This window comes from Pseudoxanthomonas sp. LjRoot206, from assembly GCF_056175725.1.
On record NZ_JBGFFI010000003.1, the window covers coordinates 129,574 to 151,198 of the forward strand.

The following is a 21,625-nucleotide window of genomic DNA, read 5'->3' on the forward strand; positions in this document are numbered from 1 at the left end:
CCATGGGCACCGAACTCGTCCCGCTCTCGCACTTCGCCACGCACAAGCGTGTGTGGCGGAGGCTGGTGCAGACGGCGCGGCTGTGCTGCGGCGTGCCGGACTACGACAACTATGTCCGGCACATCCTCGAGAAGCATCCCGACCGCGAGCCGATGGACTACAAGACGTTCTTCCGGGAACGGCAGGAAGCGCGGTTCGGCGGCAGGAGCGGGTTCCGCTGCTGCTGAGGCAAACACCGGCTGTATTGCCAGTTCAACGACCGCCCCTCCGAAAGAGGGGCGGTTTTTTGTTGATCAGCCGCCGGCGAGCGCCTGCAGCATGAGTCCCGTCAGGTAAGCGCAGTAGGTACCCAGCACGTACCCCAGAACCGCAAGCAGAACACCCACGGGGGCCAGCGCAGGATGAAACGCACTGGCCACGACCGGCGCGCTGGCGGCCGCACCGATATTGGCCTGCGAGCCGACGGCCATGAAGAACAGCGGGGCGCGAATCAGGCGCGCGACCAGCAACATCAGGCTTGCATGCACCGCGATCCAGATCAGGCCCAGAAGCAGCAGAAAGGGCTTGTTGGCCAGTGCCTTCAGATCCATCTGCATGCCGATCGTCGCAATCAGAACATACAGGAAAACCGTGCCGATCTTCGACGCACCGGCGCCCTCGAGTTCACGCGCACGGGTCAGGCTGAGCACCACACCCACGGTAGTGGCGATCACCACCAGCCAGAAGAAGCGCGAATCCAGGCTGTAGTCCTGCAACCGCCATTCGGCAGGCAACGACGTGATCCACGCAACCAGTGGCTCGGCGAGAAAATGCGCGAAGCCTGTCGCGCCGATCGCCACCGCAAAGATCAGCATGAGATCCGTTGTCGATGCGATCCGTGCATGCTGTGCCTGGTAGCTCGCCATCCGCTCCTTGAGCGTTTCGATCGCCGAAGTGTCCGCCTTGAGCCAGCGATCCCAGAACGCCGCTCGCGACGCCATGAACAGCAGGGTCGCCATCCAGACGTAGCCCACGATCACGTCAACCGCCGCGAACTGTCCGAACAAAGTGGCGTCGACTTCGAACACCTCCTTCATCGCTGCCTGGTTGGCGCCGCCGCCGATCCAGCTTCCGGTCAAGGTGGTCATCCCGCGCCACGTTTCGCCGGCCACCGTTTCCGGATGGATCACCCCCATCGCCGTGAAACTGACCAACGCCCCCAGCATCACGCCCACGGTGCCGGTCAGGAACATCACCAGCGCCTTCGGACCGAGCCGGGAGATGCCACGAATGTCCATCGACACGCAGAACAGTACCAGCGACGCCGGCAACAGATAATCGCGCGCCATCGGATACAGGTTCGAGCCTGCACCGTCGACCAGGCCGAAGCTGTTGGCGATCGCCGGCAACAGGTAGCAGGGCAGGATTGCGGGGACCACCGAGTAGAACTTCTTCCAGACCCCCTTCTCGCGGGAAGCACTCCAGAAAACGAAACCCAGGATGATCGCCAGCAATCCGAGGACTGCGGCGTCGCCAGTGATGACGGCAGCATTCATCTGCTGCCCCTCTACGGGTGCGGCCATGCATTTACTCCCCGATGTGCTGCTTCAGCCAGGCGTTGACGGTGTCGTGCCACAGGATGCTGTTCTGCGGCTTCAGCACCCAGTGGTTCTCGTCGGGGAAGTACAGCAGCTTGGACTCGATGCCTTTGCGCTGCAGCGCGGTGAACGTGGACAGGCCCTGGTCGACCGGCACGCGATAGTCCTTCTCGCCCTGCACCACCAGCATGGGCACGCGCCAGTTGGCGATGTGGTTGACCGGGTTGAACTTCTCGATGTTCTTCGGCACGTCGTACGGGGTACCACCGTTCTCCCACTCGGTGAACCACAGTTCCTCGGTGACGTAGGCCATCGAGCGGATGTCGAACACGCCGTCGTGGTTGACCAGGCACTTCCACGGCTCGTTCCAGTTGCCGGCGATCCAGTTGATCATGTAACCGCCGTAGCTGGCACCCAGCGCACAGGCGTTCTTGCCGTCGAGGAAGGTGTATTTCTGCTGCGCCGCGGCCCAGCCCTTCTGCAGGTCTTCCAGCGGGCGGTCGCCCCAGTGCTGGCTGATCGCGTCGGTGAAGGCCTGGCCGTAGCCGGTGGAGCCGTGGAAGTCGATCATCACCACCGCGTAGCCCTGGCCCGCGTAGGTCTGCGGATTCCAGCGGTAGCTCCAGCCGTTGCCGAAACTGCCCTGCGGACCACCGTGGATCAGGAATGCCACCGGATACTTCTGCCCTTCCACGTAATCGTGCGGCTTGACCACGTAACCGTGCACGGTCTCGTTGTTCCAGCCCTTGAAGTTGAACTGTTCGAACTCACCGAACGACACGTCCTTCAGCACCTCGCCGGCGCTTGGGGTGATGGCACGCAGGGTGGCGCCGACGTCGTCGCTGGTGGCGTAGATGACGTCGCCGGACTGCAGCGTGTTGCGCGACAACACCAGGGTCTTGCCTGCCATGTCGAACGCCGAGACGCTACCGTCGCCAACGATCTTGCGGGTCTGGCCGCTCTGGATGTCCACCGAGAACAGCGGATGCTCGCCCACGTCCTGCGCAGTGGTGTAGATCCGCTCGCCGTCGTCCGAGAGCACGATGCTGTCGGCGCTGCGATCCCAGTTCGGTGCGATCTCGCGGACTTTCCCGTTGTCCAGGTCCATCGACATCAGGCCGTAGCGGTCGGCTTCGAAACCCGGGCGCTTCATCGCGCGGTAGAACAGCGTCTTGCCGTCCGCACTGAACACCGGACCGGTATCCCAGGCGGGGTTGGCCGCGGTCAGGTTGACCGGCGTACCACTGCCGTCGGCGGCGATCCTGTACAGATCGAAATTGGTCGACCACGCCTCGCGCTTGCCGGCCACGCGGATCGCAGCGACGACCGAGGCGCCGTCCGGCGACCAGGTGTATTCGTCGGCACCGCCGAAAGGCTTGGACGGTGCGTCACCGTCTAGGCTGTCGGTCAGCGAGGTGGCACTGGCGACCGGCTTGGCCTTGCCTGCCGGCAGCGCGGCGACGAACAGGCGGCTGCGGCGGCCGTCCGCCCAGGTATCCCAGTGGCGCACGAACAGGCCGTCGTAGACCACGCCGGTGCTCTTCTTCGCGGCGGTGTCGTCAAGCTTCTTCTTCGTGCAGGCGAAGTCGGCCTTGCAGTCGGCGAAGGTGTCGGTGCTGAACAGCACGCGCGCACCATCCGGCGACAGCTTGTAGCTGGCCACGTCCAGCGCGAAGTCGGTCAGCTGGCGCGGCGTGCCGCCCGCCACCGGCAGCGCGTACAGCTGCTGCGTGCCGGACTTGGCGCTGAGGAAATAGACGGTCTTGCCGTCCGGCGAGAACGACGGCGAGTTGACGCTCCAGCCTTCCGGCGTCAGCCGCTTCGGCGGCGCCATGTCGCGGGTCAGCAGGTTGCGGATCCACAGGCTGCTGCTGGCCTTCACCACGTCGGCATCGACGACGCGCTTGGCGAACACCACGGTGCTGCCATCCGGCGACAGCGTGGGCGAGGAGACGCGGTCCAGCTTCTGCAGGTCGCGCACGTCCAGGCCGCGGGCGGCGGCCAGCGACGGCAGCGCGGCCAGCAGGCAGAGGGGCAACAGGGCGGATTTCAGCTTCATCCGGGGCTCCGGCAACAGGGAAACCCCGATGGTAGGCGCTAAGCGCGCCGCGGCGCAAAGGCGTCAGGTCACGCCTTTGCGCCGTGTGTCATCTCACTTGGGACCGGGTTCGACGTCGCCCAGCGCCTTCGACTTGGCGCCCGTGCGGTAGAGCAGCCAGCCGACGATCGCCAGGATCACCAGGCCGACGATCTCGCCCTGCTGGAACGCCTCCGGCAGCACCAGCACGTCGCGGTCCTTGGTGGCGTAGATGGCGACGCCCACGGCGATGCCCATCAGCGCCTCGCCGGTGATCAGGCCGGCGGCGAACAGCGTGCCCGGGCGGTGCAGGCGATCGCGCGCCTCTTCGTCCTTCGTGCCGACCATGCCATGGCGCCTCTCGACCAGGTAGGCCAGCAGGCCGCCCAGGAAAATCGGCACCATCAGTTCCAGCGGCAGGTAGATGCCGATGGCCGCGGCCAGCACCGGCACGCGGAAGCTGCTGCCCTTGGCTTTCAGCGCTTCATCGATGGCGATGATGATCGCGCCGATCACCGCGCCGATGCCGATGATGCCCCACGGCAGTTCGCCGCCGAACAGGCCCTTGGCGACCGAGGCCATCAGCGTGGCCTGCGGGGCGGACAGCGGATTCGGATGTTCGGCCGTCGGTGCGCCGATGCCGTAGGCCTCGGAGAGGATGTTCAGCACCGGCGCCATGATCAGCGCGCAGGAGAACGCACCGATGCCCAGCATCAGCTGCTGCTTCCACGGCGTCGCACCGACGATGTAGCCCGCCTTGAGGTCCTGCAGGTTGTCGCCGCCCACGGCCGCGGCGCAGCACACCACCGCGCCGATCATGATCGCGGCCACCGCACCGAGCGGCGCACCGCCGGCACCGACCGCCATGCGACCGCTCTCGCCCAGCAACAGCAGCAGCACGACCGAGGCGAACAGGATGGTGGCGATGGTGATGCCCGACACCGGGTTGTTCGAGGAACCCACCAGGCCGGCCAGGTACGCCGATACCGATACGAACAGGAAGCCGGCGACGATCATGATGATCGCCATCGGAATGCTGACGTGCCACATGCCGACGATGGCCTGGTACAGCAGCAGCAGCGGCAGCACGAAGATGACCAGCGCCACCAGCATCCACTTCATCGGCAGGTCGCGATCGGTCTCGGCCACGTCGGCGCCGCCGGAGCCCGCGCGGGCAGCGGCGATGCCGCTCTTGACGCCCGACAGCAGCGACTTGCGCAGCGAAAACAGCGTCCACACGCCGCCGATCAGCATGGCGCCCACGCCGAGGTAGCGGATCTTGGCGGACCAGATGGCACCGGCCACGTCTTCCGCACCCGCACCCGCACCGGCAATGCTCTGCGCCAGCGCCGGGTCGGTGCCCATGAAGAACATGTGGTACAGCGGAATGGCGATATGCCAGGACAGGATGCTGCCCGACAGCACCACGATGCCGATGTTCAGGCCGACGATGTAGCCGACACCCAGCAGCGCCGGCGACAGGTTGGTGCCCAAATAGCCGAGGTACTTGCCGAAGAAGCCGGCACCGGCGGCGGTGTCGGGGATCAGGCGCATGCCGCTGTGCGCGGCGACCTTCAGCACCGCTCCGATGGCGGCGGAGAAGGCGAGGATCTTCAGGCCCGGGCCGGGATTCTCGCCGGCCTTCAGCACTTCGGCCGCGGCCTTGCCTTCGGGGAACGGCAGCGGCTCCTCGACGATCATCGAGCGGCGCAGCGGCACCGAGAACAGCACGCCCAGCAGGCCGCCGAGGCCGGCGATGGCCAGCACCCACGAGTACTGGAAGTCCTGCCAGTAGCCCAGGATGATCAGCGCCGGGATGGTGAAGATCACGCCCGCCGCGATCGACGAACCGGCGGAGGCGCCGGTCTGCACGATGTTGTTCTCCAGGATCGTGCCGCCGCCCAGCAGGCGCAGCACGCCCATCGAGACGACGGCCGCCGGGATGGCGGTGGCCACGGTCAGGCCGGCGAACAGGCCCAGGTAGGCATTGGCGGCGGACAGCACCACGGCGAGCACGATGGCCAGCACGACGGCGCGGAAGGTGAGTTGCGGGGTCCCCGGCGAGCTCATGGCGCGTTCCCGAATGGCAGAAAGCGGACAACCTAGCGTCCGCTGCCCGGCAAGTCCAGCTGCGGCGACGGGCCCGCCGCCTATACTCGGCCGGTTTTCCGATGCTGGAGCGGCCCTTGAGCCACCCTGCCCCCGCGGCCGCCGGCCGCGACGACTTCCTCGGCCATCCCAAGGGCGTCTACGTCTGCTTCTTCACCGAGATGTGGGAGCGCTTCTCGTTCTACGGGATGAAGGCGCTGCTGCTGCTCTACCTGACCAAGTACCACTTGTTCGCCGACGGGGCCGGCTACGACCTGATCGGCGCCTACGGCGGACTGGTCTACTGCATTCCGGTGATCGGCGGCCTGCTCGCCGATCGTTGGCTGGGGATGCGCAAGGCGGTGGTGTTCGGCGGCCTGTTGCTGGTCGCGGGCCATGCCGGCATGGCGCTGGAGGGCGTGGCGGCCGTCTCGGACGGGGGCGTGGTGACGCGCGACGACGGCGCGCTGCGCACGATGTACCTGTCGCTGGCGCTGATCGTCATGGGCGTGGGCTTCCTGAAGCCGAACATCACCGGCATCGTCGGCCGCCTGTATCCACCGGGCGATCCGCGCCGCGATGGCGGCTTCAGCCTGTTCTACGCCGGCATCAACCTCGGTGCGCTGCTGGCGTCGCTGGTGTGCGGCTACCTGGGCGAAACACTGGGCTGGAAATACGGCTTCGGCGCGGCCGGCATCGGCATGCTGCTGGGACTGGCGATGTTCCTGTGGGGCCAGCGCTACCTGCAGGGCCATGCGGAACCGCCGTCGCCGGTGGCATTGCGCGCACCGCTGCTCGGCGTGCCGCGCGAGTGGGCGATCTACCTGGGCGCGCTGGCGGGCGTGCTGCCGCTGGCATGGCTGATGTGGGCGGCGGCGAACGGTGCGTTCGCGCTGGGCGGCGAGCTGTCGCTCGCCCTGGTGCTGATGCTGGTCGTGCTGTTGGTGGTGCTCGGCTGGTTCGTATGGTTCATCACCACGCAGTGCACCGCGCTGCAGCGGCGGCAGATGCTCGCGCTGATGGCGATGATCTTCATGTGTCTAGTGTTCTTCACCCTGTACGAGCAGACCTATGGCTCGTGGGTGATGTTCACCGACCGCCTGCTGACCAAGGACCTGTTCCCGTCGCTGGTACATGCGCCGGGCGTGCTGGTGTGGTCGGACAGCCTGGTGGAGAACGCAGGCCTGTTCATGGGTACGGCCCCCTGGTCGACCTGGGGGCTGATCGCGATGCCGGTCGCCTTTGTGATGGCCGTGCGCGCATCGGAACGCGGCGCCCGTTCGGCCGCCCGCATGATCTTTCTCGGCGTGGCCGGTGTCATGGTCGCGCTCGTGCTGCGCGACTCGGTCGTGTTGCCGCAGACCGCAGGTTCCCTGACCTATCTCGGCGCGCTGTTCCTGGTGGTGCTGGCGCCGGTGTTCGCCTGGCTGTGGGCCGCTTTGGCACGGCACGGGCGCGATCCTTCCAAGCCGTTCAAGGGCGCGCTGGGCCTGGTGTTCGGTGGTCTGTCGTTCGTACCGCTGGCGCTCGCCGCACAGCAGGTCGGCGAGACCGGGGTGATGGCGAGCGTGTGGTGGCTGGTGCTGGCTTATCTGCTGCTGGAGATCGGCGAGATGTGCCTGGCGCCGGTCAGCCTGGCGGCGGTCACCGAGTTGTCGGTGCCACGCGTGGTCGGCCTGATGATGGGCATGTGGCTGCTCGCCACGGCGTTCTCGGAAACACTGGCCGCGCAGTTCGGCAAGCTGGCCGCGCTCGACGTTCCCGAGGGCGAGGCCTGGGATCTTGCGCAGGCCGCCGGCGGTTACGCCGACCTGTTCTGGCTGATGATGTGGATCGGCTTGGCCTGCGGTGCGCTGGCGCTGGTCGTTGCGCCGCTGCTGAAACGGATGACGCGACGCGCATGAAAAGCAACGGCGCCCGAGGACGCCGTTGGCTATCGAAAACCGGGCTGCGCGCTTACTTCGCGGTCGCGCCGCCCAGATGCCGGTTGAAGAAGGACAGCAGCCGCGTGTAGTACTCCTTCTGATGCTCAGGCTTGTAGAAGCCGTGGCCTTCGGTCTTGTAGTACAGCGTTTCGACCGGCACCCCCGCCGCTTTGAGGCGGCGCTCCATCATTTCGGTGTGCTGGATCGGTGTGCGCTTGTCCTCTCCACCTGCCGCCAGGAACACCGGCACCTTGATCTGGCCAGCGAGGTTCGTGGGCGACACGGCCGCGAGTTTCGCCTTGTCGCCATACCAGTCGCGCAGGAAGGTCTCGCCCGACATGGTCTCCTGGATATCGCCACGCTGGAACACCATCGGCAGATCGTACAGACCCACGTAGCCCGCAGAGCACTTGTAGAGCGCCGGCTCCTTCGCGACGCCCATCAGCGCCGCATACGCACCGTAGCTGGCTCCGTAGATGCAGATCCTTGCAGGATCGGCATGGCCTTCCGAGATGGCCCATCGGGTCGCATCGGTCACGTCGTCCTGCATCGCGCCGCCCCATTGTTGGGCGCCTGCCTGGTGGAAGCGCCGGCCGTATCCTCCGGAACCGCGGAAATTGATCTGCAGGACACTGTAGCCGGCGCTCGCCAGCATCTGGGTCTCTTCCTCGAAGGCCCAGTAGTCGCGGATGCCGAAGGGTCCGCCATGCGGCACCACGATCATCGGTGTCCTTCCGGTGACGCCGCGCGGCACCGTGAGATAGCCGTGCAGGTCGATGCCGTCACGCGACTTCAGCCGGATGGGACGCATGTCGGCCATCTTCTCCGCGTCGAGCCACTGCCGGCGCGCCAGCAGGAATTCGGCTTTCTTGGCCTGTGTGTCGAAGATGTAGAACTCACCAGGATTGCGATCCGAACTGACGCTGACCAGCACGAGCTTGCCATCGTCGGTGCTGGAGGTGATGCGTACCCGCTGGTCGGCGAACGCAGCCTCCAGACTCTTGTAGAGATGAGCTTCCGGCGCCTTGGCATCGAAGAACGTGGTGCTCCACTTGCCATCGGCGAGGAACACGCCCAACGGCACGTCCCGCACGCCATTGGAATAGATCACCGTTCCCGGATCGACATGGGCGTTACGGAAGATTTCCTTACGCTCGCCCGAGACCGTATCGTAGGCCACCACCGCATCCGGGCCCTGCGCTTGCTCGACCTGGAGATAGGCGATGCGATTGTCCTCGGCGAATCCCAAGGGGGCCTCGATGCGGCCCGTAACGGCCTCATCGTTCACCAGCTTCCATTCGTCGCCATCGCGTGCACGATGGAACAGCTTGCTGACATTGTCGCCTCCGGCACCCAGGGCGAACCTGACCGCGCTGGCGTTGTCCGTCGTGAAGTGAGCACGCCGCACGGGCGCGCGCGCAACCGGGACGCGACGCCCGGTGAACACGTCCATGCGTTCTGCCCGTGTATACGGCTCGTCCGCCCACGGCCAGATCGCCACCAGCACGTTCTTGTCGTCGCCTGGCAGCGAATCGATGAGCTCGGCGGACACCTGCTCGGACTTCTTCTGTTGGATATTGGAACCGACCTGCTGCGTGGCGATGCGGTAGCCCACCAGGATCGTGGGTTTCCCTCCATTCGCGCTGATCGCATAGAGCTCACCGGTGGGAACAGGGCGATCGAGCTGACCGAACTTTTCCGCGACCGCGATGACCACACGGTCCGGACTCACCCACCAGAAATCGTCGACATAGGTGTTCCTGCCCATGCTGAACGTGGCGAGCATCTTGGTTTCGGCACGGCTGGTGATCGCCAGCGCCGTACTGTCTTCCAGAGGCACTGTGGCGGCCAGATATTCGCCGTTCGGCGACAGCTTGATGTCTTCGAACTGGTCCTTGCGGACGAAGGCATTCACGTCCACCTGCGCCGACGCGATGCCGCTGGCCAGCGCCAGACACGCGGCCAGTCCCCATGTGATCCCCTGCAGCATGTCCTTCCCCGATGGATTCCCTGAAGCCCGGACGATAGCGACGACGGGACGGTCGCGCAATCGAGCCAGGGGAGGGTTATCGGGACCTAGACTGCGCGGCTCCCGGCAAGCCCATCGAGCACCGAGGCGAGGCCTTCCCGCCAGTCAGGCATCGCGCTCCCCAGTACGGCTTCCAATTTCGCCACGTCCAGGCAGGAGTAAGCCGGCCGTGTGGCGCGCGTCGGAAAGTCAGTCGTCGCGATCGGTACGACGCGGGGCGCCCGCGCAATCAACCCGCGTTCTGCCGCCCCTTCCATGATGGCGGTCGCGAAACCATGCCAGCTGGTCTCTCCGCCCGCTGTCAGATGGTAGGTGCCACGCGGCGCCGCGCGATCACGCAGCAGGTCCGCGGTGACATTAGCGATCAGGTAGGCCGGCGTTGGCGTACCGCGCTGGTCCGCCACCACGCGGAGTTCATCCCGTTCGGCACCGAGCCTCAGCATCGTCCGCAGGAAATTGTGGCCTCGCCCGCCGTAGACCCAGGCCGTGCGGAGGATCAGGTGCCCGTCACCCGCATTGCGGACGGCCTGCTCGCCAGCCAGCTTGCTGGCGCCGTATACGCCTAGTGGCGCGGTCACCTCGTCTTCGCGATAGGGGCGGGAACCCTGCCCATCGAACACGTAGTCGGTCGAGTAATGAACAAGGGGAATGCCGAGCTGGACACATGCTTGCGCTAGTACCCCCGGCGCTTCCGCGTTGGCACGGAAGGCGGCCGCTTCGTCGTCCTCTGCCTTGTCTACCGCTGTATACGCGGCGGCATTGACGACCGCGATCGGCGCGATGCGCCGCACCAGATCGGCAAGCATGTCCGGGCGGTCGAAGTCCGCGATCTCGCAACGCCCGCCGTCCGGTAGTTCGCCGGAACGCGTCGTCGCCACAACGTCTCCCAGCGGGGACAGGCTGCGCCTCAGCTCATGACCGACCTGGCCATTGGCGCCCAGCAGCAGGACGGTCATGGCTCGAATGTCGGCAGGCGCTCCGGTGCGATATCGGCCAGCAACGGCGCGACCTCGTCCTTGGCCGACAACTGCGGCTCGCTGATTGGCCAGTCGATGCCGATGGCCGGATCGTCCCAACGCACGCCGGCATCCGCCACCTTGTCGTACACGGCGGTGCACAGGTAGCTGAAGATCGCGCGCTCCGACACCACCGCGAAACCGTGCGCGAAGCCTTCCGGGATCCAGAACTGGCGCTTGTTCTCGGCACTCAGGATCACCGCTTCCCATTGCCCGAACGTCGGAGAGCCGCGACGGATGTCGACGGCCACGTCGTAGACCTCACCCTCGAGCACGCTGACCAGCTTGCCCTGCGGATTCGGCCACTGGTAGTGCAGGCCGCGCAGCACGCCTCGCGAGGACGAGGAGACGTTGCTCTGGACGAACGCGGTCGGCAAGCCGTGTTCGCCGAAACGTCCGGCATTCCACGTCTCGAAGAAGAATCCGCGCTCGTCGCCGAACACCGCAGGCTCGATGACCACGCAACCTGGCAGTTTGGTTTCAATTACTTTCATCGAACAACACCTCGTGCAGCGAGCGACAGCAGATATTGGCCGTAGCCGTTCTTGGCGAGCGGCGCCGCCAGTTTCTCGACCTGTGCCGCGTCGATCCAGCCGTTGCCGAAGGCAATCTCTTCAGGGCAACTGACCCGCAAGCCTTGGCGTGCTTCGATGGTTTCAATGAAATTCGATGCTTCGAGCAATGATTGGTGCGTGCCGGTATCGAGCCAGGCGTGTCCGCGGCCAAGTTGTTCGAGGTGCAGGTTACCCGCGTCGAGATAGCAACGATTCAAGTCAGTGATCTCGAGCTCGCCACGCGGCGAAGGCTTGAGCGAGGCTGCATAGTCACTCGCGCGTCCGTCATAGAAGTACAGACCGGTAACGGCATAGTTGGATCGCGGCTTGGCCGGCTTTTCTTCAATCCCGATGACCCGTCCGGCCTCATCGAAATCCGCTACGCCGTAGCGCTCGGGATCGTTGACCCAGTAACCGAAGACGGTAGCTCCCTCCGCACGCGCGTCCGCACGGCGAAGTTGCTCCGTGAAACCGTGACCGTAGAAGATGTTGTCGCCGAGCACGAGACAGCTCGGCTTGCCGTCCACGAAGTCGCGGCCGATCAGGTAGGCCTGTGCCAGTCCGTCCGGACTGGGCTGCACGGCGTACTGGATGTCCATGCCCCACTGGGACCCGTCCCCCAGCAATGCCTTGAACAGCGCCTGCTCATGAGGCGTGTTGATCACCAGCACTTCGCGAATGCCCGCCAGCATCAGCACGCTGAGCGGGTAGTAGATCATCGGCTTGTCGTACACCGGCAGCAGCTGCTTGCTGATCGCCTGCGTCAACGGATAGAGACGGGTGCCGGACCCGCCCGCGAGGATGATGCCCTTGCGTGTCGTCATGATCTTCCTGCCTGCTTAGGCTGCGGTACCGATGCGTTCCAGACGGTAGCTCCCGTCCAGGACACGCTTCACCCAGTCCTGGTTGGACAGGTACCAGTCGACCGTCTCGCCGATGCCCTGCTCGAAGGTGTAGGCGGGTTCCCAGCCGAGCTCGTCCCTCAGCTTGGACGCATCGATGGCATAACGGCGATCGTGCCCGGGCCGGTCGGCGACGAAGGTGATCTGGCTGCTGCGCGGTTGTCCGTCATCGCGCGGCACGCGGGCGTCTAGCAGCGCGCAGACCGTGTGGACGACCTCGAGGTTCTGCTTCTCGGCATTGCCGCCCACGTTATAGGTCTCGCCGACGCGCCCATCCTCGAGCACGCGGCGGATCGCGCTGCAGTGATCGCCGACGAACAGCCAGTCGCGCACGTTCCTGCCATCGCCGTATACCGGCAGCGGCTCGCCCGCGAGGGCACGCGCGATGATGAGCGGGATCAGTTTCTCGGGGAAATGATACGGGCCGTAGTTGTTGGAACAGTTTGTCGTCAGGACCGGCAGCCCGTACGTATGGTGGAATGCGCGGACCAGATGATCGGACGCCGCCTTCGACGCTGAGTAAGGCGAATTGGGGGCGTAGGGTGTCGTTTCGGTGAACTTGCCGGTATCGCCCAGCGAGCCGTAGACCTCATCCGTCGAAACGTGCAGGAAACGGAACTGGTCGCGCCGCTGGCCCTCAAGGGTTTTCCAGTAGTCGCGTGTCGATTCGAGCAAGCCCAGCGTGCCCACCACGTTGGTCTGGATGAAAGCACCCGGTCCGTCGATGGATCGATCGACATGGCTTTCCGCGGCGAAGTTGACTACCGCGTCGGGCTCGTGCTCCGCCAGCAGCCGCGCCACCAGATCACGGTCGCCGATGTCCCCATGCGCGAACACATGCAACGGGTTGTCCTGTACGGACGCCAGCGTATCCAGGTTGCCCGCGTACGTCAGTGCATCCAGATTGACCACCTTCACTCCCTGCGCGATGGCGCGCAGGACGAAGTTACCTCCAATGAAACCGGCGCCACCGGTGACAAGCCACGTCGGCATCTACTGCTCCTTTAAATCGAATCGAACGGTTGCTTCGTGCGGATATCGTGGCGATCAGAACGGAATATCGTCGTCCGCGAAATCGTCCATCGGCGCCGGCTGCGAGGCAGGTGCGGGCGCCTGGCGACGCTGGCCACCGCCACCGCCCTGGTTACCGTAGTCCTGGCGCGGCGCCCGGGCCGGACGGTCGCCGCCGCCCGCACCACCGCCGCCGCCTTCGCGGCCACCGAGCATCTGCATCTCGTCAGCGATGATGTCAGTGGAGTACTTCTCCTGCCCGTCCTGCCCGGTGTACTTGTCGTAGCGGATCGAGCCCTCGACGTACACCGAGCTGCCCTTGCGCAGGTATTCGCCGGCGATCTCGCCGAGCTTGCCGAAGAACACCACGCGGTGCCATTCGGTGCGTTCCTGCTGGTTGCCGTCCTTGTCCTTGCGCACGCTGGTGGTGGCCAGGCTGATCCGGGTGATCGCCATGCCGCCCTGCGTGTAGCGGGTTTCGGGGTCGTTGCCGAGGTTGCCGACGAGGATGACTTTGTTGATGCCGCGGGCCATATCGATATCCGTTCAGGGATGCCCGCCGAGCGCGGGCAAAGACCAGTGGAGTATACCCGCCGAGGCCCCGCCATCGGACTTAAACCAGCTCACATGTAGGGCATTACCGCAGCCGAGCGCCTATAATTCAGGCACTTCCCGACCCCGTGTCCCATGCCCGTCGTCGAATCCCCCCGCCCCGCCCTGGCCCTTCCCGGCGTCCAGTCGCTCGCCCAGGCCGACATGGCCGCCGTCGATACCCTGATCCGGGCGCGACTGGCCTCGGACGTGGTGCTGATCAACCAGATCGCCGACCACATCATCTCAGCCGGCGGCAAGCGCCTGCGCCCGATGCTGGTGGTGCTGGCCGGCCAGGCCTGCGGACCGACCACGCCGGACCACCACCAGTTGGCGGCCATCATCGAGTTCATCCACACCTCCACCCTGCTGCACGACGACGTGGTGGACGAATCCGACCTGCGCCGCGGCCGCAGCACGGCCAACGCGCTGTGGGGCAATGCGCCCAGCGTGCTGGTCGGCGACTTCCTGTATTCGCGCAGCTTCCAGCTGATGGTCGAACTGGACCGCATGGACGTGATGCGCCTGCTGGCCGACACCACCAACCGCATCGCCGAGGGTGAGGTGCTGCAGCTGCTGCACGTCCACAACCCGGATACCGACGAGGCGGCCTACCTGCGCGTGATCGAGCGCAAGACGGCCGTCCTGTTCGCCGCCGGCACCCGGTTGGGCGCGATGGCGTCGGGCGCGGACGCAGCCATCCAGCGCCGCCTGTACGACTACGGCATGGCGCTGGGGTATGCCTTCCAGATCGCCGACGACGTGCTGGACTACACCGCGGACGCCGAAGCACTCGGCAAGAACCTCGGCGACGACCTGGCCGAGGGCAAGGCGACGCTGCCGCTGATCCACGCGATCCGACATTCCGATGCGGCCACTGTGGAGCGCCTGCGCGCCATCGTGCAGGAAGGCGATGCCGGCGCCATGCCCGACGTCCTCGTCGCCATCCGCGCAACGGGTGGCCTGGACTACAGCCGCGAGCGTGCACGCCACTACGCCACGCAAGCCGAGCAAGCCCTCGACGGCCTGCCCGAATCCGACGCGCTGGCCGCCTTGCGCGGCCTCGCCCGCTATGCGGTGGAGCGCGGGCACTGACCCGCGTGACGCGTCACTGAGCGAATACGTCGCCGAAGAACTCCGCCATCATCCGGTAAGCCCGCCTGGCCGAGCGCTCGTGGTAGACGCAGCCTGGCGGGTTCTGCGCATCGGACTCGGCGAAGCAATGCACGGCACCGCTGAAGTTGACGAACTGCCAGTCTGCGCCGGCCTTGCGCATTTCGTCCTGGAACGCCGTGATCTCCGCAGCTGACACGTAGGTGTCGCCGCCGCCATTGAGCACCAGCACCGGCGTCTTTACGGCACCTGTCGCGGGCAGGTCGGTCGCCAGCCCGCCGTGCAGGCTGACCACACCGGCCAGCGCATCGCCGGCACGCACCAGTTCCAGCACCGCGCTGCCGCCGAAGCAGTAGCCGAACGCGCCGACGCGAGCGCGGTCCACCAGCGCGGCCGGTTGCTGCTTCAGCACCTCGACCGCCTTCTGGACTCGCGCCCGCAGCTTCGGTCGGTCGGCGCGCATTGCGGTGGCGACTGGGCCGGCCTCGGCATCGGTCTTCGGTCGGATGCCCTTGCCGTAGACGTCGGCGACCAGCACCACGTAGTCGTCGCCGGCGACGAGGTGAGCCTTCTCGATGGCGGACTCGTTGACGCCCTTCCAGTTGGGCACCATCACCAGGCCCGGACGCGGGGTCTTCACGCTGTCGTCGTAGACGAGGTAGCCCGAGAAGGTATCTCCGCCGATCTTCCATTCGACCGGCTTGGCGACAGGGGCCGCCAGCAGCGCGGGCGACCACAGCAGGGACAGCAGACAGGGCAGCAACAGGCGGTGGCGCATGGCAGGCTCCTCGTGGGGGACCTGCCGAGTGTAAGACCGGACGCTTGCGACGGCGTCGACGACGCGTGGTCTCAGGCGATGCCCAGACCGGGAATCGCCGTGATGGCATCCGGATCGAAACCCGCCAGTTCGGCGAAATGACGGCCACGCGCGACGTAGTCCTTGTACTGGCCGAAGCTCGGGGCACCGGGCGACAGCAGCAGCACGCCCTCGCCCTGCAGCGATGCGAGCGCCGCTTCGACCGCCTCAGGAAGCGTCGCCACGCCACGCAGGACAAAACCGCCCTCGCCCGCCACCGGCGCCAGCAACTCATGGATGCGGGGCCCGTTGGCGCCCATCGTGACGATCGCATGCGGGGCGTGGCCGCGCATGTGGGCCGCGAACTCCGACCAGTCCACGCCGCGGTCATGGCCACCGACCAGCAACGCGATGCGCCTTCCGGCGAAACAGTCCAGCGCGGCCAGCGTCGCATGCGGCGTGGTGCTGATGGAATCGTTGACCCAGGTGATGCCGTCGCGCGTGCCCATCGCCTGCAGGCGGTTCGGCAGCGGCCGGAACGATTGTGCATGCGCGGCCAGCGGCAGCGCGTCGATGCCCGCCGCTTCCAGCGCGGCCAGCACCGCGCAGAGATTGCTGCGGTTGTGGCGACCTGGCAGCGGCAACGGGCGAGCATCCATGACGAAGGCATCGCCGCGGTACAGATCGTCTTCGCGCAGGTGCCACCCGTCGGCATGGTTGAACCAGCGGATCTTGCTGTGCGGCAACTGCAGTGCGGCCAGTCGCGGATCGGCCGCATTGAGCACGGCAACCCGGGGATGCGCGCCGGTGACCAGCTTCAGCTTGTCCTCGATGTAGCGCGCCTCGCTGCCGTGCCAATCCAGATGCTCGGGAAACAGGTTCAGCACCACCGCGACCTCGGGGCGCGCGCCGCTCGCCGTGACATCGCCGGTCTGGTAGCTCGACAGTTCGATCGCCCACGCATCGGGCGCCGGCTGCGGCGCCAGCACTTCCAGCAGCGGTACGCCGATGTTGCCGACCAACGCCGTTCGACGACCCGAGGCACGCAGCAGGTGCGCCAGCAATGACGTCGTGGTGCTCTTGCCCTTGGTGCCGGTGACGCAGAACGTATGCGGCACGACGCCATCGTCGCCAGCATGTTCGGCGAACCACAGGCCGGTACCGCCGATGAAACGCGTCCCCGACGCTGTCGCCGACAGCGCCGCGGGGCTGTTGGGGCTGATGCCCGGCGACTTTATGACGACCTCGAAGGCCGACAGCGCTTCAGCCGTGGGCTGCGTCTCGATGGAAAGATGCGCGTCGCCGAGCGCAGCGGCATCGATGGCCTCCGCGTCGCTGCAGAACAGCGTCAGCGGCAGCGCCGGCAGCCGTTCACGGATCGCATGGTGCGCGGCGCGGCCTTCACGACCCCAGCCCCAGAGGGCGACACGCCTGCCTTCAAGCTGCGAAATTCGCATGCAGGCGCTCCCACAGCGCGGTGGGGATACGGTGCTCGCCACCGATCTCCAGCAGCGGCGCCACCATCTGTTCGGCGGCATCCAGCTGTGGGCGGATCTCATGGTTGAAGCGCGCGACGATCGCGTCCTCGCACCACTCCGGCCGGTCGCCGAGCGTCGCCATCGCCGCGCGCGACTCCTGGCCTTCGCCGACGCATTCGAACGGCTTGTGGTCCTGGTACTCGAGCAGCGCATCGAAGCCACCGGTCTGGTTCACGTCATCCAGCAGGTTGCGGCCGAAGATGCCGACCAGGCGCGGCTTGGGCATGAACGGCGCCATTGCCAGGAACACGAAATGGCACTTCGGGCATACGCCGCACCAACGGTTGGTCGGGCGCTCGCCGAGCAGGTGGAAATTGCGGTTGCAGCTGGAGAAATGCGCGTCGTAGTGGTCGGTACGCGCGAACTGCCGCGCCACCGCCAGCTCCGACAGCGGGCGCAGCAACGAGTAGTAGTGCAGGTCGGCGGCGACATGCGACTGCACATATTCGCCGAATGCCTGCTCGAAGGCCCAGCCCTTCGACCACTGGTGGTTCACCTCGCCAGTGCCAGGAATCATGCTGCCGTAGCTGGCCGAGCGTTCGTTGGAGAACACGACCTGATCCACGCCGTGCAGCAGCGCGGCCAGCACCATGATCGCCGAGTTGATCGCGGTGACCGGGATATGCCCGTTCCACGCGCCCTGGCGGTTGTAGTCGAACAGCTCCGGCGCCAGCGCGCGGCCGATGTTGAGCGTCGGCAGGCCGGTGCGCGCGGCACAGGCGGCGATCAGCTGCGAACCGCCGATCCAGGTCACCGTCTGGTCGACACCGGCACCACGCAAGGCCTCGATGCTGACCAGCGAGTCCTTGCCGCCGCCGATGGCGACCAGCGCATGCTCGTCCAGGCCCGCGGCCGGCGCAGTGGCCTGCGGCGGCGCAGCGACCGGGAAGCGCACGCGGCCGTGCAGGCTCAAGCCGTTGCGGTAGGCGAACTCACCCAGGCCATGCACGTAGACCTGTTCCAGCAGCACCGCGGTGGCCGCATCGATGGCATAGCCGTCGATGCGGATCTCGTTGGCCACGGCCGCCTTGTAGTAGCTGACGCCGGTGATCAGGTGCAGCAACCGCGCCGCCTGCTCGACGGCCTGCGCACGCGTGGCATCCAGAGTGAACGGCGCGCCGGGGATCGTCACCGTCTCGGTCAGCTCCGGACCGTCGTCGAAGGCGTAGACCAACCGCGCGACACCCGTCTCCGTCTCGAATGAACAACGGACGAAGCGGAAGGTGCGGATGCTGGATTTGTCGAAAGTCGTCATGCGTGATCCGGGAAAAGTGCGGCCTGTCGGCGCAGGTAGCGGCGGCAGGCGAAATATTCGATAGCGAACAACGGCGCGGCGCCGAACAGCGTCGCGATCAGCGAACCGTAAAAGACCAGGACCGGCAACCAGGCCAGGGCCTCGCCAGATCCGCCAGGCTGGCTGGCCGCCAACGCGTCGACCCCGATAGCGATCACCGCCCAGGCAGCCAGCGACAGCGGAAACAGCAGCAACACCACCAGCAGCAGGCGCAACGTCATGCCACCCGCCTTCCAGCGCCGCCCCGCGTGGCGCGCGCGCGCCTGCCACCGTGTGATGAACCAGGCGCCCAGGCCGGCCGCGAGCACTGCTGCGGGCGCGAACCGCAGCGCGGTCGTGAACTCGGCGACGCCCGGCATGCGACGATCCGCATCCATCAGCAGCACCACCGCGATGCTCAGCAACGCGGAGGTCAGCAGGCTGCACAGGATGAACTCAGTCCGCGGCGACATCGCCGGACACTCCTTCGATGACGTCTTCCGCCGGCAAACCCCGCAGGTTGTAGTGGCTGGCCATCACGTAGCCGTAGGCGCCGGCGTCGGAGAACAGCAGTACGTCGCCTTCCGCCGTCGCCGAGGACAGCTTGCGGCGCTTGCCGAAGATGTCGCTCGACTCGCAGATCGGGCCGACCACGTCGAACGGCTCCTGCGCCGCGTCGTCCGGGCGCGACAGGTTGGCCACGTCGTGCCACGCGTCGTACAGCGCGGGGCGGATCAGCGTATGCATGCCGGCATCGCTGCCGACACGCCGAATGCCGAGCTTCTCGACCACCTGCGTGACCTGCGCGAGCAGCACGCCGGATTCGGCCACGAGATAGCGACCTGGCTCGATCACCAGCTGGTAGCCCGGATACGCCGCCTTGATCGCCGCCAGGCCTTCGCCCCACGCCGCCAGATCGAACGGCTCGTCGCCTTCGGCATACGGAATCGGCAGGCCGCCCCCGATGTCGATCGTCTCGATGGTGCCGATCTGGTCGGCCAGTCCACCCAACTCGTCGGCGATCTGGTTCCAGTGCTGCGCACTTTCCACGCCACTGCCGAGGTGCGCGTGCAGGCCGGTGATGCGCACGTCGATCGCGCGCGCCGCAGCGAGGAATTCGTCCAGCTTGGCCAGCGGCAGGCCGAACTTCGAGGTCTTGCCGCCCGTCTTGACCTTGTCGTGGTGGCCGTCGCCGCGGCCCAGGTCCACACGCAGCCACAGCCGGCGACCGCGGAACACCTCGGGCCACTGCTGCAGCGCTTCGACATTGTCGAGGGTGACATTGATGCCGCGCTCCAGCGCGAACGCATACTCCGCGCGCGGCGCGAAGCTCGGCGTGAACAGCACGCGCTCCATCGGCAGCGAGGGCGCCACCTCGAAGACGCGCTCCAGTTCGCCGCGCGACACGCACTCCAGGCCGAAGCCCTCTTCCACCAGCACACGGAGGATGGCGGGGTGCGAATTGGCCTTGATCGCGAAGAAGCGACGGTCCACCGCGGTGATCCCGGCCAGCGCGCGCGCTCGTGCGCGCACCACGTCCAGGTTGTAGACGTAGCGCGGCGTCTCGCCCTGCGCCAGCGACAGCAGCCGATCGCGCGCCACAGGTGCATTCCACCAGCGCACGCCACGATGACGCACTGCGCCATTGATCTCGCGCCAGCTGGGGCCGAACACGCTGGCTTCATCGGCGGGCATCGCGCCGCTTTCGATCAACGCCTCATGCAGCAACGGGAGCATGCCGTCGGCATCGGCCTCGTCGATCACGAAGGTCAGGTTGAGGTCGTTGGACGATTGCGAGATCAGGTGCACGCGCTCGCGGCCGAACATCGCCCACACATCGGACAGCTTGTGCAGCAGGGAACGCATGCCACGGCCGACCAAGGTGATCGCCGTGCAGGGCGCGATCACCTTGACCCGGCAGATTTCCGCCAAGTCCGCCGACAGCGCGGCCAGCACATCGGTGTTGACCAGGTTTTCGCTGGGATCCAGCGACACGGTGACGTTGGTCTCCGACGAACCGATCAGGTCCACCGACAGGCCATGCTTCTTGAAGCGCGCGAACACGTCGGCCAGGAAGCCGACCTGCTGCCACATGCCGATGCCTTCCATCGACACCAGCACGATGCCGTTGCGGCGGCTGACCGCCTTCACGCCCAACACGGTCAGCGCGGTCCCGTCGATCGTGGTGCCCGGCAGCTCGGGACGCTCGGTGTCGAGGATCGCCATCGCCACGCCGGCGTCGCGGCAGGGCTTGATCGAGCGCGGGTGCAGCACCTTCGCGCCGGTGGTCGCGATTTCCTGCGCCTCGTAGTAATCCAGGCGCGTCAGCAGGCGCGCGTCAGGCACTTCGCGCGGGTTGGCGCTGAACATGCCGGGCACGTCCGTCCAGATTTCCACCCGCTGCGCACCGAGCAGGGCGCCGAAGTACGCCGCCGATGTGTCCGAGCCGCCGCGACCGAGGATGGCGGTGCCGCCATCGGCATGGCGCGAGATGAAGCCCTGGGTCAGCAGCATCCGGTTCGCCTGGCCGGCGAACGCGCGGCGCCAGTCCTGGTCGGGCGCGGTGTTGCACGACACCGACAGCCGCTGCGCCCACGGACTCTGATTGGGCAGGAAGTTCGCCTGCAGCCAGTGGCGCGCGTCGACCCAGCCGAAGTCCAGGCCCTGCGAGCGCAGGTAGGCGACACCCAGCGTGGACGACAGCAGTTCGCCCTGCCCCAGCACCTCGGCCTGCCAGTCCAACGCGCGCGTGGTGGCGCGCGGATCCGTCAGCAGGTTGCGCAGCGCTGCGAGGCGGTTACCGAGCACGGCATCGGCGTCCAGCTCCAGTTCGGCGATGAACTCGCGGTGGCGCTGCTCCAGCTTCGCCACGCGTTCGGCGCTGTCCGCGGCGCCATCGGCGATCGCGGTCAGCTCGTTGGTCACGCCGGACAGCGCCGACACCACCACCAGCACGCGGGCCTCGTTCTCGTCCACGCGTTTCTTCGCCAGCGTGCCGATCGTGTTCCAGCGGTGGCGACGCGACACCGAGGTGCCGCCGAACTTGAGGACGATCCAAGAATCAGACGCGGGGGTGGCAGAGGGCATGGATAGAATGGGGAGGGATGCCCGAACCCTTCGGGCGTGAACCGTCGA

General features: G+C 66.6%; 17 protein-coding genes. 3 read left to right on the plus strand and 14 right to left on the minus strand.

Annotated features, from left to right (window positions below; genetic code table 11):
• The first annotated feature begins 2 nt into the window (after positions 1-2).
• Positions 3-227, plus strand: coding sequence for a YbdD/YjiX family protein (locus AC04MD_RS09815; RefSeq protein WP_192200437.1), 225 nt, complete (start codon positions 3-5; stop codon positions 225-227).
• Positions 228-293: 66 nt separating this feature from the next.
• Here AC04MD_RS09815 and AC04MD_RS09820 read toward each other — a convergent pair whose 3' ends face one another.
• The 3 genes from AC04MD_RS09820 to AC04MD_RS09830 form a co-directional block, all read right to left on the minus strand.
• Positions 294-1,562, minus strand: coding sequence for a DUF819 family protein (locus AC04MD_RS09820; RefSeq protein ID WP_475497101.1), 1,269 nt, complete (start codon positions 1,560-1,562; stop codon positions 294-296).
• A 4-nt stretch (positions 1,563-1,566) separates the two neighbouring features.
• Entirely contained in the window at positions 1,567-3,636 is a 2,070-nt protein-coding gene (locus AC04MD_RS09825) for a S9 family peptidase (RefSeq protein WP_475497102.1), read from the minus strand.
• Positions 3,637-3,729: 93 nt separating this feature from the next.
• The gene (locus AC04MD_RS09830) at positions 3,730-5,724 is read right to left on the minus strand and encodes an OPT family oligopeptide transporter (protein WP_475497103.1); all 1,995 of its coding nucleotides are present in this window, start codon (positions 5,722-5,724) and stop codon (positions 3,730-3,732) included.
• Between the two features lie 116 nt (positions 5,725-5,840).
• Here AC04MD_RS09830 and AC04MD_RS09835 point away from each other — a divergent pair, with 116 nt between their 5' ends.
• Entirely contained in the window at positions 5,841-7,646 is a 1,806-nt protein-coding gene (locus tag AC04MD_RS09835; RefSeq protein ID WP_475497104.1) for a peptide MFS transporter, read from the plus strand.
• Between the two features lie 52 nt (positions 7,647-7,698).
• On the opposite strand, the gene AC04MD_RS09840 is transcribed toward AC04MD_RS09835, so the two are convergent.
• The 6 genes from AC04MD_RS09840 to AC04MD_RS09865 form a co-directional block, all read right to left on the minus strand.
• Complete coding sequence (locus AC04MD_RS09840) at positions 7,699-9,657, minus strand: alpha/beta hydrolase family protein (protein ID WP_475497105.1); 1,959 nt, start codon at positions 9,655-9,657, stop codon at positions 7,699-7,701.
• Positions 9,658-9,743: 86 nt separating this feature from the next.
• Positions 9,744-10,652, minus strand: a complete 909-nt coding sequence (gene rfbD / locus AC04MD_RS09845) for a dTDP-4-dehydrorhamnose reductase (RefSeq protein ID WP_475497106.1) — start codon at positions 10,650-10,652, stop codon at positions 9,744-9,746.
• Positions 10,649-11,206 (minus strand): dTDP-4-dehydrorhamnose 3,5-epimerase, encoded by a 558-nt coding sequence (gene rfbC, locus AC04MD_RS09850; protein ID WP_475497107.1) that lies wholly within the window; start codon positions 11,204-11,206, stop codon positions 10,649-10,651. The genes rfbD and rfbC overlap by 4 nt, the downstream gene beginning before the upstream one ends.
• Positions 11,203-12,090 carry a glucose-1-phosphate thymidylyltransferase RfbA gene (rfbA, locus tag AC04MD_RS09855; protein WP_475497108.1) on the minus strand — a complete coding sequence of 296 codons (888 nt, stop codon included), beginning with the start codon at positions 12,088-12,090 and terminating at the stop codon, positions 11,203-11,205. The genes rfbC and rfbA overlap by 4 nt, the downstream gene beginning before the upstream one ends.
• Before the next feature lie 15 nt (positions 12,091-12,105).
• Positions 12,106-13,161: a dTDP-glucose 4,6-dehydratase gene (rfbB, locus tag AC04MD_RS09860; RefSeq protein WP_475497109.1), complete on the minus strand. Its 1,056-nt coding sequence runs from the start codon at positions 13,159-13,161 to the stop codon at positions 12,106-12,108.
• Positions 13,162-13,215: 54 nt separating this feature from the next.
• A complete protein-coding gene (locus AC04MD_RS09865; protein WP_475497110.1) occupies positions 13,216-13,713 on the minus strand; it encodes a single-stranded DNA-binding protein in 498 nt (165 codons plus the stop codon).
• Between the two features lie 153 nt (positions 13,714-13,866).
• On the opposite strand from AC04MD_RS09865, the gene AC04MD_RS09870 reads away from it, so the two are divergent.
• Positions 13,867-14,865 (plus strand): polyprenyl synthetase family protein, encoded by a 999-nt coding sequence (locus AC04MD_RS09870; protein ID WP_475497111.1) that lies wholly within the window; start codon positions 13,867-13,869, stop codon positions 14,863-14,865.
• A gap of 13 nt (positions 14,866-14,878) precedes the next feature.
• Here AC04MD_RS09870 and AC04MD_RS09875 read toward each other — a convergent pair whose 3' ends face one another.
• The 5 genes from AC04MD_RS09875 to AC04MD_RS09895 form a co-directional block, all read right to left on the minus strand.
• On the minus strand, positions 14,879-15,661 hold the full coding sequence (locus AC04MD_RS09875) for a dienelactone hydrolase family protein (protein ID WP_475497112.1): 783 nt from the start codon (positions 15,659-15,661) through the stop codon (positions 14,879-14,881).
• Between the two features lie 71 nt (positions 15,662-15,732).
• Positions 15,733-17,136 (minus strand): UDP-N-acetylmuramoyl-L-alanine--D-glutamate ligase, encoded by a 1,404-nt coding sequence (murD, locus tag AC04MD_RS09880; protein WP_475497113.1) that lies wholly within the window; start codon positions 17,134-17,136, stop codon positions 15,733-15,735.
• The gene (gene murL, locus AC04MD_RS09885) at positions 17,117-18,472 is read right to left on the minus strand and encodes a UDP-N-acetyl-alpha-D-muramoyl-L-alanyl-L-glutamate epimerase (protein ID WP_475497114.1); all 1,356 of its coding nucleotides are present in this window, start codon (positions 18,470-18,472) and stop codon (positions 17,117-17,119) included. The genes murD and murL overlap by 20 nt, the downstream gene beginning before the upstream one ends.
• Positions 18,469-18,963, minus strand: coding sequence for a hypothetical protein (locus AC04MD_RS09890; RefSeq protein WP_475497115.1), 495 nt, complete (start codon positions 18,961-18,963; stop codon positions 18,469-18,471). Before AC04MD_RS09890 ends, murL begins: the two co-directional genes overlap by 4 nt.
• Positions 18,947-21,577: a bifunctional aspartate kinase/diaminopimelate decarboxylase gene (locus AC04MD_RS09895; protein WP_475497116.1), complete on the minus strand. Its 2,631-nt coding sequence runs from the start codon at positions 21,575-21,577 to the stop codon at positions 18,947-18,949. The genes AC04MD_RS09890 and AC04MD_RS09895 overlap by 17 nt, the downstream gene beginning before the upstream one ends.
• Between the last annotated feature and the right edge of the window lie 48 nt (positions 21,578-21,625).